At 32.9% G+C, this 14160-nt stretch carries 9 protein-coding genes; 2 read left to right on the forward strand and 7 right to left on the reverse strand.

Annotation, left to right across the window (positions count from 1 at the left end; genetic code table 11):
- Window positions 1-287: 287 nt before the first annotated feature.
- The 6 genes from SHK09_RS12620 to SHK09_RS12645 form a co-directional block, all read right to left on the reverse strand.
- Window positions 288-1751, reverse strand: coding sequence for a glutamate synthase subunit beta (locus SHK09_RS12620; RefSeq protein WP_319811145.1), 1464 nt, complete (start codon window positions 1749-1751; stop codon window positions 288-290).
- Window positions 1752-1755: 4 nt separating this feature from the next.
- Window positions 1756-6267, reverse strand: a complete 4512-nt coding sequence (gene gltB / locus SHK09_RS12625; protein WP_319811146.1) for a glutamate synthase large subunit — start codon at window positions 6265-6267, stop codon at window positions 1756-1758.
- Window positions 6268-6483: 216 nt separating this feature from the next.
- Entirely contained in the window at window positions 6484-7722 is a 1239-nt protein-coding gene (locus SHK09_RS12630; RefSeq protein ID WP_319811147.1) for an ammonium transporter, read from the reverse strand.
- A 21-nt stretch (window positions 7723-7743) separates the two neighbouring features.
- Window positions 7744-8082: a P-II family nitrogen regulator gene (locus SHK09_RS12635; protein WP_319811148.1), complete on the reverse strand. Its 339-nt coding sequence runs from the start codon at window positions 8080-8082 to the stop codon at window positions 7744-7746.
- 119 nt (window positions 8083-8201) lie between these two features.
- Window positions 8202-9494 carry an ammonium transporter gene (locus tag SHK09_RS12640; RefSeq protein WP_319811149.1) on the reverse strand — a complete coding sequence of 431 codons (1293 nt, stop codon included), beginning with the start codon at window positions 9492-9494 and terminating at the stop codon, window positions 8202-8204.
- 37 nt (window positions 9495-9531) lie between these two features.
- Window positions 9532-10512: an outer membrane beta-barrel protein gene (locus SHK09_RS12645; RefSeq protein WP_319811150.1), complete on the reverse strand. Its 981-nt coding sequence runs from the start codon at window positions 10510-10512 to the stop codon at window positions 9532-9534.
- 268 nt (window positions 10513-10780) lie between these two features.
- Between SHK09_RS12645 and SHK09_RS12650 the strand changes: the two genes are divergently transcribed.
- Entirely contained in the window at window positions 10781-11563 is a 783-nt protein-coding gene (locus tag SHK09_RS12650; RefSeq protein WP_319811151.1) for a tRNA pseudouridine(38-40) synthase TruA, read from the forward strand.
- Window positions 11564-11720: 157 nt separating this feature from the next.
- Here the strand turns inward: SHK09_RS12650 and SHK09_RS12655 are convergent, their stop codons facing one another.
- On the reverse strand, window positions 11721-12863 hold the full coding sequence (locus SHK09_RS12655) for an acyl-CoA dehydrogenase (RefSeq protein ID WP_319811152.1): 1143 nt from the start codon (window positions 12861-12863) through the stop codon (window positions 11721-11723).
- A gap of 91 nt (window positions 12864-12954) precedes the next feature.
- Between SHK09_RS12655 and SHK09_RS12660 the strand changes: the two genes are divergently transcribed.
- On the forward strand, window positions 12955-14013 hold the full coding sequence (locus SHK09_RS12660) for an anhydro-N-acetylmuramic acid kinase (RefSeq protein WP_319811153.1): 1059 nt from the start codon (window positions 12955-12957) through the stop codon (window positions 14011-14013).
- Window positions 14014-14160 lie beyond the last annotated feature (147 nt).

Raw genomic sequence — 14160 nt, forward strand, 5'->3', positions numbered from 1 at the left:
GAATTGATTCTATGAGCCTTATTTAGTTATTGATAAATTAACTATCTATTGGGTTTAACTATTTATAATATTATTTTATTATTTGCGTGAAGGATAGAAATGAAAAGCCCGCAGTGAGGTACGAACGAGGACTTGTAATGCATAGCCTGACCATTTATCTATTTGTTTATTTTGCAAACGTAGTTCTTTAGAAATGGGCACGCCCAAATGAGTTTTAAGATTTTTTGAAACAAAAAAGGCATCAGTATTACTGATGCCTTTTTTATAACAATATGTTTTTATAATTGTTACATAGCAACTAAATCTCCAGCAACGTCTTTAGAAGGTAATTCTGTTTTACCCATTAAAAACAAATCTACTTGTCTTGCAGCTTCTCTACCCTCTGATATTGCCCAAACAATTAAAGATTGTCCACGACGCATATCTCCAGCTGTAAAGATGTTTTTCACATTGGTTTGATATTTTCCGTATGCTGCTTTGTAGTTAGAACGGATATCTTTCTCTATACCTAATTTGTCTGCTAAAGTACTTTCTGGACCTGTGAAACCTAATGCTAATAGAGCTAAGCCACAAGGCCAAGTTTTTTCTGTACCTGCGATCTCAATTAATTCAGGTCTTTTACCGGGAACCATTTTCCATTCGACATTAACTGTTTTTAGAGCAGTTAATTTTCCGTTTGCATCTTTAACAAATTCTTTTGTGTTAATTAACCAATTACGATCTGCACCTTCTTTGTGAGAAGAAGAAGTTTTTAATTGTAAAGGCCAAAAAGGCCAAGGAGTTGTTGGTGAACGATGTCCTGGAGGTTTCGGCATAATTTCAAAGTTAACTACAGATTTTGCTCCATGTCTATTTGAAGTTCCAATACAATCTGAGCCTGTATCTCCACCGCCAATAACAATAACATCTTTATCTGTAGCTTTTATTTGGTCTTTTACTTCTTTACCTAATACAATTTTAGTTTGTTGTGTTAAGAAATCCATTGCTTGTACAACCCCATTTGCATCTATACCTGGTGTTGGTAAGCTACGTCTTTCTGTAGACCCTCCACATAAAACAATACTATCAAAAGCTTTTAAGTCTTTTACATCATAATTTACACCAACATTTATGTTAGTTTTGAATATAATTCCTTCTGCTTCTAAAATAGCAATTCTTCTGTCGATTATTCCTTTTTCTAACTTAAAGTTAGGAATTCCGTATCTTAATAAACCTCCAACTTCATCATCTCTTTCAAAAACAGTAACTGTATGACCTGCTCTATTTAATTGTTGTGCCGTAGCTAAACCTGCAGGCCCAGAACCGATAACGGCAATTGTTTTACCTGTTCTGTTTTTTGGAGGCTGTGGCTTAATCCATCCTTCTTTAAACGCACGTTCTACAATATTTTTTTCAATATTCTCAATAGAAACTGGGTCTTCAATAATGCCTAATACACATGATTGTTCACATGGAGCAGGGCATAATCTACCTGTAAATTCTGGGAAATTATTTGTCGAATGTAGTATCCATGATGCTTTTTGCCATTCCCCTTGATGCACCATGTGGTTAAAATCTGGAATTAGATTACCTAATGGGCAACCACTGTGACAAAAAGGAATACCACAATCCATACAACGAGAACCTTGTTTTGTTATTTCTTTCTCAGAAAGAGGAACTGTAAATTCTTTATAATTTTTTACACGATCTTTTACAGAAGTATATGTTTCATCTTGTCTTTCAAATTCTTTAAATCCTGTTACTTTTCCCATGACATTATGCTTTAGTTAATTCTTCGAACATTGGTTCTTCTGTTTCTAAACGTTTTAACGCTTTCTTGTATTCTGTAGGCATTACTTTTACAAAGTTTTTTAAACTTGTACTCCAATCTGCTAACAATGCAGTACCTCTTTTACTGTCTGTGTATAAAACATGTTTTTCTATAGTAGCCTTTAACTCTGCAGCAACTTCTTCTGAAATTTCTTCGAATTCTATAGTTTCTGTATTACAAAGACCGTTTACAAATTTGTTTTCTGGATCGTATACATATGCAATACCTCCACTCATACCTGCAGCAAAGTTTCTTCCTGTTTTACCAAGAACTACTACTTTACCACCTGTCATGTATTCACAACAGTGATCTCCAACTCCTTCTACAACTGCAGTTGCACCAGAATTACGGACTGCAAAACGTTCTCCAGCGATTCCGTTGATATATGCTTGACCTGCTACTGCACCGAACATACAAACGTTACCAACAATGATATTGTTTTCTGCTAAGAAGTCTGCTTTTGCAGGTTTCTTTATAATTAATTTTGCGCCAGATAATCCTTTACCTAAATAATCATTCGTATTACCATCTAAAATAAATGTCAACCCATGTGCCCCAAATGCACCAAAACTTTGTCCTGCAGAGCCAGTAAAGTTGATATTTAATGTATCTTCAGGTAAACCTAAATGACCGTAAATTTTAGAGATTTCATTACTAACAATTGCCCCAACAGCTCTATTTGTATTTTTTATTGGATATGCTAAGTTCATTTTTTCCTTTCTATATAAAGCTCTGTGAGAATCTTTTAATATAGTAAAGTCTAAAACGCCTTCTAAATTATGGTCTTGACCTTCTGTATTTTTAACCGTCATGCTTCTGTAGGCAGTTGGTCTGTGTAAAATACTTGATAAATCTAAACCTTTAGCTTTATAGTGCTTAATGGCATGATTTGCGTTAATTTTATGAGTCTGACCAACCATTTCGTCTAGTGTTCTAAACCCAAGTTGTGCCATAATTGCTCTTAATTCTTCTGCAATGTAAAAGAAGAAGTTAATTACGTGTTCTGGTGTTCCTTTAAAGTTTTTACGTAGCTCTTTATCTTGAGTTGCAATACCAACCGGACAAGTATTTAAATGACATTTACGCATCATAATACAACCGGAAGCAACTAAAGGAGCAGTTGCAAAACCGAATTCTTCAGCACCTAGTAAAGCAGCAATAGCAACATCACGTCCCGTTTTTAACTGACCATCACATTCTACTACAATTCTACTTCTTAAATCATTAAGTACTAATGTTTGTTGTGCTTCTGCTAAACCAAGTTCCCAAGGTAAGCCTGCATGTTTTAAAGAGGTAAGTGGAGAAGCTCCTGTACCACCATCATAACCAGATATTAAAACAACATCTGCTTTTGCTTTTGCAACACCAGCAGCAATTGTACCTACACCAACTTCTGAAACTAATTTTACATTAATTCTAGCTTCACGATTCGCATTTTTTAAATCGAAAATTAATTGTGCCAAATCTTCAATAGAATATATATCGTGATGTGGAGGAGGTGATATTAGCCCTACAAAAGGAGTAGAATTACGTACGGCAGCAATCCAAGGATATACTTTTTCTCCGGGTAATTGACCACCTTCACCAGGTTTAGCTCCCTGAGCCATTTTTATTTGAATTTCTTTCGCGTTTGTTAAATAATGAGATGTTACCCCAAATCTACCAGAAGCTACTTGTTTAATAGCAGAGTTTCTACTATCTCCATTGATGTCTTTCTGAAAACGTTTTCTGTCTTCTCCACCTTCACCAGAATTAGATTTACCTCCAATTCTGTTCATAGCAATTGCTAAATTTTCGTGAGCTTCTCTAGAGATAGATCCGTAAGACATTGCGCCCGTTTTAAAACGTTTTACAATATCTGTCCATGGTTCTACTTCTTCTAATGGAATAGGGTCTAGGTTGTCAAATTGAAATAAACCACGAATTGTCATTAAACTTTCTGACTGTTCGTTTATTGCTTTTGCATACACATCATAACTTGCTTGATCACTTAATCTAACAGCTTGTTGTAATTTAGCAACCGTTGTTGGATTGAATAAGTGACGTTCACCATTTCTTCTCCATCTATAATCTCCACCAACATTTAAACCTAAGTTTTTGTCAATTTGGTTATCTGGATATGCTTGTTTATAACGTTGATCTATTTCTTTTTCAATCTCATATAATCCTATACCTTCTATTCTTGAAGCTGTATATGGAAAATATTTTTCTACAAAAGGAGAGTTGAACCCTACAATCTCGAAAATTTGAGAACCTCTATATGAATGTAAAGTAGAGATTCCTATTTTGTTCATTACCTTTAAAATACCTTTACCAATAGCTTTGTTAAAGTTATCGACAGCTCCTTGTTCATCCATACCCGTAATGAAGCCTTCTTTAACTTGCGTTCTAATAATTTCATTAACCATATAAGGGTTTACAGCACTTGCACCATAGCCAAATAAAGTAGCAAAATGATGTGGTTCACGTGGTTCTGCAGATTCTATAATAATATCGAAGTTAGATCGTTTTCTTAAACGATTTAATTGATGATTAACAAATGAACATGCTAGTAAAGCTGGAATAGGAGCAAACTCTTGATTTACACCTCTGTCTGAAAGGATAATTATATTATTCTTATTTTCAATTGCTTTTTCTACTTCAATAATAATTGCATCTAAAGCGTCTTCAAGACCATTTAGTCCTTGTGCTTTTGGATATAAAATTTCAATAGTTTTTGCTTTGAAACTTTCAATATCTATATTTCTAATTTTTTCTAAATCAGCATTTGAAATTACCGGATTTTGAATTCTTAATTTTCTACATTGTCTGTCTGTAATGCTGAAAATATTTCTGTCTTTTCCTAAATTTAAACTAATGTCAGTTACAATTTCTTCTCGAATACCATCTAAAGGAGGGTTTGTTACTTGTGCAAATAGCTGTTTAAAATAGTTTGATATTAATTGGGGTCTGTCTGATAATACTGCTAAAGGTGTGTCAATTCCCATTGATCCTAAAGCCTCTTTACCTACCTGTGCCATTGGTGTAATTACTTCTTGAATATCTTCAAATGTGTAATTAAATAAACGTTGACGTGTTTTTATATCTATTGTTTCAATAGGACATGTTTCACTAGTATAAGGAACATCTTTTAAATGTAAACGAGTTTTATCTAACCATTCTTGATAAGGTCTTTCAGAAACAATTTTACTTTTTATTTCTTCATCTTCAATAATTCTTCCTTCGTTCATGTCTACCAAGAACATTTTTCCTGGCTCTAATCTACCGTGTTCTTTTACATCTTCTGGTGCAACATCTACTACACCTATTTCTGATGACATAATTAAACTACCACTTTTGGTAACTGTATATCTAGAAGGTCTTAATCCGTTTCTATCTAATAAAGCGCCAATGTAATCTCCATCTGTAAAAGGTACAGAAGCGGGTCCATCCCAAGGTTCCATTATACAACCATTGTATTCATAAAAAGCTTTACGCTCTTTAGACATTGTTGCATGTTTTTCCCAAGCCTCAGGTATCATCATCATCATAATTTCTGGTAATGAACGACCGGTGTGAGTTAATAACTCAACAACCATATCCATAGAAGCAGAATCTGATTTTCCTGGTAAAATAATTGGAAATAATTTGTCTATTTGTGGTCCAAAAACATCACTTTTCATGATTTCTTCACGAACACGCATTCTACTAACATTACCTCTTAAAGTGTTTATTTCACCATTCTGACACATGTGTCTAAAAGGTTGAGCTAACTCCCAAGTTGGCATTGTGTTTGTAGAAAAACGTTGGTGTACTAATGCCAAACGTGTTACTAAATCTATTTCTTGTAAATCTTTATAATAAGGTCCTATATCTTCTGGCATAATAATACCTTTATAGATGATAGTGGTTATAGATAAACTTGGTACGTAAAAAAACTTACTTTCAGAAATTTTAGATTTTCTAATTGTATGTTCTGCTATTTTTCTAGCTGCATATAACTTTGCTTTAAATGTAGCTTCATCAATTTCGTCTGTTTTACCTATAAATAATTGCTCTATATTTGGCTCTGATGCCAAAGCAATTTCTCCTAATTGACTAGAATCTACAGGAACTTCTCTCCATCCTAAAATAGTAAGTCCTTGTTCTGTTATTTCTTTTTCGAAGGTAATTTTACAATAATCGTATTGATTTGATACTTTTGGAAGAAACACCATTCCAACGGCATATTCTCGTTGATTTGGAATAGGAAATTCACAAACTCTAGTGAAGTAATCATGAGGAATATCTATTAATATTCCTGCCCCATCACCTGTTTTTCCATCTGCACTAACACCACCTCTATGCTCTAGTTTTACTAGGATTTCTAGTGCGTCATGTATAATTTGATTTGTCTTCTCTCCATTCAAATTACAGATGAAACCAGCACCGCAATTTTCGTGTTCAAATTCTGGTAAGTATAATCCTTGTTTCTCCATATTGTATTCAATTATATTCGCTAATTTATATTTTTTATTGAGAAAAAATTAACAATAAGTCGCTTTTAATATAATTTTTATGATGAAATCAAAAATTTGCTATAAATAATTCAGTAATAGGAATTAAACCATTTTATATTGAGAAATTGATAATAAACAGAAAAACCTGCAAATTTTGGAATTTGCAGGTATAAAATAATATGTGTTTTTTATTTATTAATGCTCGTTTAAGCGAAAATCTGGGTAAGCATCCATACCGTGTTCATGCATGTCTAAACCTTCTAATTCTTCTCTTTCACTTACTCTAATACCCATTGTTTTTTTCAAGGTATATATAATGATAAATGAAGTAGAGATACAGAAAGCAGCATAACATACAATACCAATTAGTTGACTAACAAATTGTGCACCACCTGCTAGATTACCAAAAATACCAACAGCTAAAGTTCCCCAAATACCACAAACTAAGTGAACAGCAATAGCACCAACAGGGTCATCTAACTTTAATTTATCAATTAAAGTAACTGCAAAAACAATTATAGCTCCTGCAATTGCTCCTATTAAAATTGCATCCATTGGAGACATTTGATCTGCTCCTGCAGTAATAGCAACTAATCCTCCTAAAATACCATTTAAAAACATTGTTAAATCTAGGTTTTTATACATTATCGTTGAAACTAAAGCAGCTATAACACCTCCAGCTGCAGCGGCTAAACATGTGGTTACTAGTGTTAATGAAGTTAAAGCAGGGTCTGCAGATAAAACAGAACCACCATTAAAACCAAACCAACCTAACCAAAGTATTAAAACTCCTGCAGTAGCAATAGGAATATTATGTCCTGGTATTGCTTGTATTTTCCCGTTCTTAAATTTTCCAATTCTAGCTCCTAATAAACAAACAGCTACTAGTGCTGCCCAACCTCCAACAGAATGGACTAAGGTAGAACCTGCAAAATCGTAAAAAGGTGTTTCTAGTTGATCTAAAAATCCGCCACCCCATTTCCAAGAACCTGCAATAGGGTATACAAAACCTACATAAAGGATTGCAAAAATCATAAAAGGAACAATTTTCATTCTTTCTGCAACGGCACCAGAAACTATTGTTGCAGCAGTTGCAGCAAACATTCCTTGAAATAAGAAATCTGTCCAATAAGTATACCCTTCATTATAAGCCAAATCTAATGCTCCGTCTTTTAAAGGTGCAGAAATGCCAAATATAAAATCACCTAAATAACCTGCAGAATTTGCGCCCCAAGTAGGGTACATTAAATTAAAACCAACTAAGGCATACAGTAATAAACCAACTGTAATTATAAATATATTTTTAAATAAAATATTAATTGTATTCTTTTGTCTTGTTAAACCAATCTCTAGAAATGCAAAACCTAGATGCATAAAGAAAACTAGTGCTGTACAGATCATCATCCATACGTTATTTGTAGTAAGTAATTCCATAATAATTAATGTTGTAATAGTTTAATTTAAAGTTTCTCCTCCTTTTTCACCAGTTCTAATTCTGTAAGCTTCATTAATATCGCTTACAAAAACTTTACCATCACCAACATCTCCGGTAGAAGCTGCTTTTATAATTGTTCTTACAGTAGTTTCTTCAAAATTGTCATTTACTACAATAGATAAATATCTTCTTTGAATATCACTTGTGCTATAACTAACGCCTCTATATACATGACCTTCTTTTTCATTTCCTAAACCAGTAACATCCCAGTAAGAGAAAAAATTTACGCCAATTTCATGTAACGCATCTTTTACTGCACTAAATTTTGATTTCCTTATGATTGCTTCTATTTTTTTCATTTTTAAATTATATAGTTAATTGTTTTTACTTGCTTAAAAAAATAACATATGCTTTCCTAGAAAATCACACAACAGCTACGTCGTGTGATTTTATTATTTTTTTAATTTAAAATTAAAGTCTATTTATCTTCATCAAAGTCTCTAACTCTTACACCTGGGTAAGCAATAGAACCATGTTCAGAGATATCTAAACCTTCTATTTCTACTTCTTTAGAAACTCTAAGTCCCATTGTTGCTTTTAAAATACCCAGAACAATAAAAGATAAAGCTACTGACCAAGCTGCATAAGCTAAAACACCTGTAGCTTGAACTCCAAGTTGAGAAGCTCCACCACCGTTAAATAATCCAATAGCAGTATCACCATCTACGCCCCAAAGACCTATAACTAAAGTTCCCCAAGCACCAGCAACACCATGCACAGAAGCTGCACCAATTGCATCATCAATTTTTAATTTCTTTTCAATAATCTCAATAGAGAATACTACAATAACACCACCAATTAAACCAGCTAACACGGCACCACCCGCAGTCATGTTTCCACAACCAGCTGTTATACTAACTAAACCAGCTAAACAACCGTTTAATGTTTGTGCTAAATTAGGTTTACCATACCAGATCCAAGTTGTAATTAAAGCTCCAAGACCACCTGCTGCTGCAGATAAATTTGTAATTAAAACTACGTTTGAAGCTGCAATAGAATCTGCTCCACCCCAAGCTAATTGAGAACCACCATTAAAACCAAACCAACCAAACCAAAGGATAAAAACCCCTAAAGTTGCTAAAACTTGATTATGGCCAGGTATAGGTAAAACTTTTCCGTTTACATATTTTCCAATTCTTGGACCTACCATAAATGCAGCTACCAAAGCAGCCCAACCACCTACAGAGTGTACAATAGAAGAACCCGCAAAATCGATAAAGCCCATTTCTGTTAACCATCCGCTACCTTGCCATTGCCATCCACCAGAAATAGGGTATATAACGGCGGTCATAACAATAGAGAAAATAATATATGTTGAGTATTTTGTTCTACCAGCAATTGCGCCAGAAACTATAGTTGCAGTTGTTGCAGCAAACATAGTTTGGAAAAATAAATCTGCGCCTTCTCCTTGGAATAAACCACTCCAAAAGAACCATCCGTTAGAAGTATCACCATACATTAAAGAGTAACCAACTAACCAAAATGTTAATGAACCTACACAGATATCTAATAAATTTTTCATTGCGATATTCACCGCATTTTTAGCTCTTGTCATACCAGATTCTACTAAAGTAAAACCTGCTTGCATTAAGAAAACCAAGATACCAGCAATTAGCATCCATAGCATTCCCATATCTCCGTTTATTTGTTCAACAGCTTTGGCTACTTCTGTTGTTGGAGTATCTTGTAATAATGTTAAGAATAAACTCATATTTATAAAATTTAGTTAGTTGATTTTTTTTTATTTCTTAGAAAGAGTACACTGCTGCTATAGTAGCTCCAGTAACATCTTTTCCAAAAGGAACTAAACCGTCATCTGAAGAATCATATCTTATTTCTGGTATAATAGTTAAACTACCTGTTAAAGAATAGTTTCCAGATAAAGTAAAAGCAGATACACTTGCATCTCCAGCACCTGAAGTTGTTGTGTAGAATTCTGGTCTAAATCCTAAAGATAATTTGTCTGAGAAAGTGTTTTGTAAGTATAAAGCAACTCCTTGGTAACCAGCATCTGCATCACTAGAGTTTGAATATGCAGCATTTATTCCTAAGAAGAAAGATTCTGATACATCGAAACCACCTGTATAATCTAAGTATAATACATCTGTGAAACCAAATCCATCAGCACCATAAGCTAAATTAAAATATTGTCCTTTATAACCTGTTTGAAAACCTAATTGGTAGTCATTTGTAGGGTTAGCACCCGCAGTAACACCATGTGGGTTGGTAATTGCTAACATAAAAGATAAATCTTCAGTTGCAGCATAATCTACTTTTAAACCTGTATGAGAAAAAGGACCTGCATTAAATAAGTAAGATACAGAGTAGTTAAAGTTTCCTGAAGGAGAAATTACTTCATAACCATAGAACGTATTAAACTGTCCTAAAGTTAAAGTTACTTTTTCAGAGGCGTTATAATAAGCGTATAATTGATTTATTGCACCTGTATATGCATTTGCTGCGTTTGCTCTTGGGCCATAAGCTAAGTCTGCAACAATTCCTGCTTTTCCTTTTTCGTAAGCAAAAATAGTATTTACCATACCTAGTCCAAATCCGTTAGCTGGTACATCAGATAAAACACCAACAGAACCTAAAGATCCACTTTTAAGGTTGCTACTATGATATACATCTACAGTTCCGCTTAAACTGAAAGTTCCTTTGTCTTCTTTTTCTTGTCCTGTTACTACTAGGCTAGTTGCTAATAATAAAGTAAAAATGATTTTTTTCATAATAATGTTCTTTTAAGTTTAATTTATTTTATTTGAACGAGTCAAATGTATATATTAAATTTAAATACACAAGGGGTGTTTGTTTTGTAAGTGCTATATTATGAGTATATACCCTCAAAAAAAAGGGGGTTAAACTGAGATAACTATATTTTTTCTATTTTCAAAGGTGTAAAATATCAGGTTCGTAAAAAAGTGAACTATAATTTTAGGATATTCATAAAAATGCATGTTTTGTGAAAAAATATGTAATTATTGTACTTTTGCACCTATGAAATATTCATTTTCTTATATAGTTGGTATTGAGTTTTTAGGTTTCCGTTTTTCTGGATGGCAAAAACAGAACAATGCTAAGACGTTGCATGACATGGTTGATAAAAGTTTGTCTTTTGTTTTTGAAGACTTTAACTTTAAGACCATTGGTGTTGGTAGAACTGATGCTAAGGTGTCTGCAAATTCTTATTATTTACAGTTGTTTAGGAATTCTAAAATTGAAGAGGATTTATTTATCAAATCGTTAAATTCTAATTTTTCTCCAGATTTTAGAGCTGTTTCTATTTGTGAGGTAGATGTGAAGTTTACTATTATAAATACTCCTAAGATTAAAGAATATCACTATTATTTTTCTTTTGGAGATAAAAACCATCCTTTTGCAGCACCTTTTTTAGTGAATATTAGTGAAAAATTGGATATTGAGTTGATGAAAACTGCAGCAAAATTATTTGAAGGGGAGCATCATTTTCATAAATATTGTACTAAACCGAGCGAAAATGCAATTTTTAAAAGAATAATTAATTCTTGTGAAATTGTAGAGAATACTATTTTAACTGCGAATTTTTTTCCAGAGAAATCTTATGTTTTAAAAGTAAGGGGAAAAGGTTTTTTAAGATATCAGATACGTTTAATGATGGCTACTTTATTTGAAGTTGGTAAAGGTAATCTTGATTTAGAGTTTATTAAAGCTTCTTTAAAAGAAGATAATGACAGAAAGTATTTAAGGCACAATGCACCTTCTTCTGGTTTACAGTTGTATGATATCGAATTTGAAGAGTAGTTTTAATTTATCTAAGCGCAAAGGATTGTAGCAATTCTTTGAGCTCTTTTTGTTTTTACAAAAAAGCGAGTGCGAAAAGCCTGACCTGAAAGGTTGCGCCCAAAGAAAAATCCATCTTATAGAAAGATGGATTTTTGTACTTTATATAAGGTGTATTTTATCCTTTGATAATTCCTCTAGAAATTACAATTTTCTGAATTTCTGAAGTTCCTTCGTAAATCTGCGTAATTTTAGCATCACGCATTAAACGTTCTACGTGGTAATCTTTTACAAAACCGTTTCCACCATGAATTTGTACTGCTTCTACGGTATGTTCCATAGCTACTTTACTTGCGTATAGTTTTGCCATCGCAGAAGACATGTCGTAATTATTACCTTGGTCTTTGTCCCAGGCAGCTTTCATAACTAACATTCTTGCAGCTTCAATTTCTGTGTGCATGTCTGCTAATTTAAATGCAATTGCTTGATGGTTGCAAATTTCTGTACCAAAAGCTTTACGTTGTTTAGAGTATTTTAATGCTAATTCATAAGCTCCTGCAGCGATACCTAATGCTTGTGCTGCAATACCAATTCTTCCTCCAGAAAGTGTTTTCATTGCGAATTTGAATCCGAAACCGTCTTCACCAATTCTGTTTTCTTTTGGTACTTTTACATCGTTAAATTGTAAAGTGTGTGTGTCTGAACCACGGATACCTAATTTATCTTCTTTTGGGCCAACGTGAAAACCTTCTGTTCCTTTTTCTACAATAAAAGCATTAATTCCTCTGTGTCCTTTTTCTCTATCTGTTTGTGCAATTACTAAATAAACATCTGCACGACCACCACTTGTAATCCAGTTTTTTGTACCGTTAATTACATAATGATCACCTTTGTCTTCTGCAGTTGTAGCTTGAGAAGTAGCGTCTGAACCTGCTTCTGGTTCGCTTAAACAAAAGGCACCAACAAATTCTCCTGTTGCTAATTTTGTTAAATATTTTTGTTTTTGTTCTTCAGATGCATATGATTCTAAACCATAACATACTAAAGAGTTGTTTACAGAAACAATTACTGAGGCTGATGCATCTATTTTAGAAAGTTCTTCCATAATTAATACGTAAGAAATAGCGTCCATTCCACTTCCGCCATATTTTGGGTCTACCATAATACCCATAAAGCCTAAGTCTCCCATTTTTTTGACTAATTCTTGTGGGAATTCTTGCTTATTATCTCTTTCTATTACACCAGGTAACAATTCTGTTTGTGCAAAGTCTCTTGCAGCATCTCGAATCATGATGTGTTCTTCTGTTAAACTAAAATCCATATGTATGTATTTTTATTATATTCTTAGTATTCGACATCAAAGATATCGATTTCGTAACGTATTTTCAATAACATTTGTTAATTTTACAGATATGAAGAATAATGAGGTTTTTACAATAGGTTTAATGTCTGGTACTTCTTTGGATGGTGTTGATTTAGTGTATGTGAAATTTTTAAAAAATGAATATCAAGATTTTGAAATAATTTACGCGGAAACGATTGCATACTCTATAAAATGGAAACAAATGTTACAAAACGCAATTCATTTTTCTACGGAAGAATTGCTGGCTTTAGATATTACTTATGGAAAATATTTAGGAGGACTTATTAATAACTTTATTAATAATTATAAGATAGCAGTTGTAGATTTTGTAGCTTCACATGGGCATACAATTTTACATGAGCCAGAAAAAGGAATTACATTACAAATTGGCTCTGGTAAAGAAATTGCTAAAATTACAAAGCAGAAAGTTGTTTGTGATTTTAGAACACAAGATGTAGATTTAGGTGGGCAAGGTGCTCCTTTAGTGCCAGTTGGAGATGAGTTGTTGTTTTCTAATTATGATTTTTGTTTAAATTTAGGCGGTTTTTCTAATGTTTCGTTTAAGAAAGATAATAAAAGGGTTGCTTTTGATATATGCCCTGTAAATATTGTTTTAAACTTTTATGCAAATAAAATAGGTTTAGAGTATGATGTGTCTGGTGCAATTGCATCTGAAGGAAAAATTAATAAGAAACTGTTAGATGCATTAAACTCTTTAGAATTTTATGGTGTAATAGCGCCAAAATCTCTTGGTTTAGAGTGGGTTCAAAAAGAAGTGTTTCCTTTAATAGATAGTTTAGAAAGTGATGTTTCTTCGGTATTAAGCACTTTTGTAGAACATGTTGCTATACAGATAGCAAAAGTTATAAAAGATTCTAATTCGGTTTTAGTAACCGGTGGTGGTGTGTTTAATTCTTTTTTAATGAAACGTGTAGAATATTATTCAAATATTAAAATAGAACAATCTTCAGATGCATTAATTAACTATAAAGAAGCCTTGATTTTTGCTTTTTTAGGAGTCTTGAAAATTGATAATCAGGTAAATTGCTTAAAAAGTGTTACAGGTGCTAGTAAAGACCATTCATCTGGTGTTATTTTTTTACCTTAGTTTTTGATTTAAAAAGTTTTAAAAATTGTTTTTTTTACATTAAGTTTGTAGAGGACAGTACAACTATTAATAATTCTAAAAATATTTAAAAAAATGAATCAACTTTAGCTTCTCTAGATAAAAGAATGTCGTAAAAAATGCATGAAA

The organism is Polaribacter sp. PL03 (assembly GCF_033875165.1).
In the GTDB taxonomy this organism is placed as follows: domain Bacteria; phylum Bacteroidota; class Bacteroidia; order Flavobacteriales; family Flavobacteriaceae; genus Polaribacter.

Bases quoted from the DNA above. Each gene is read 5' to 3' on its own strand.
- SHK09_RS12640 (WP_319811149.1), bottom strand. From the start codon at position 9,494: ATGAGTTTATTCTTAACATTATTACAAGATACTCCAACAACAGAAGTA.
- SHK09_RS12630 (WP_319811147.1), bottom strand. From the start codon at position 7,722: ATGGAATTACTTACTACAAATAACGTATGGATGATGATCTGTACAGCA.
- SHK09_RS12645 (WP_319811150.1), bottom strand. From the start codon at position 10,512: ATGAAAAAAATCATTTTTACTTTATTATTAGCAACTAGCCTAGTAGTA.
- SHK09_RS12635 (WP_319811148.1), bottom strand. From the start codon at position 8,082: ATGAAAAAAATAGAAGCAATCATAAGGAAATCAAAATTTAGTGCAGTA.
- SHK09_RS12655 (WP_319811152.1), bottom strand. From the start codon at position 12,863: ATGGATTTTAGTTTAACAGAAGAACACATCATGATTCGAGATGCTGCA.
- SHK09_RS12650 (WP_319811151.1), top strand. From the start codon at position 10,781: ATGAAATATTCATTTTCTTATATAGTTGGTATTGAGTTTTTAGGTTTC.
- SHK09_RS12620 (WP_319811145.1), bottom strand. From the start codon at position 1,751: ATGGGAAAAGTAACAGGATTTAAAGAATTTGAAAGACAAGATGAAACA.
- gltB (WP_319811146.1), bottom strand. From the start codon at position 6,267: ATGGAGAAACAAGGATTATACTTACCAGAATTTGAACACGAAAATTGC.
- SHK09_RS12660 (WP_319811153.1), top strand. From the start codon at position 12,955: ATGAAGAATAATGAGGTTTTTACAATAGGTTTAATGTCTGGTACTTCT.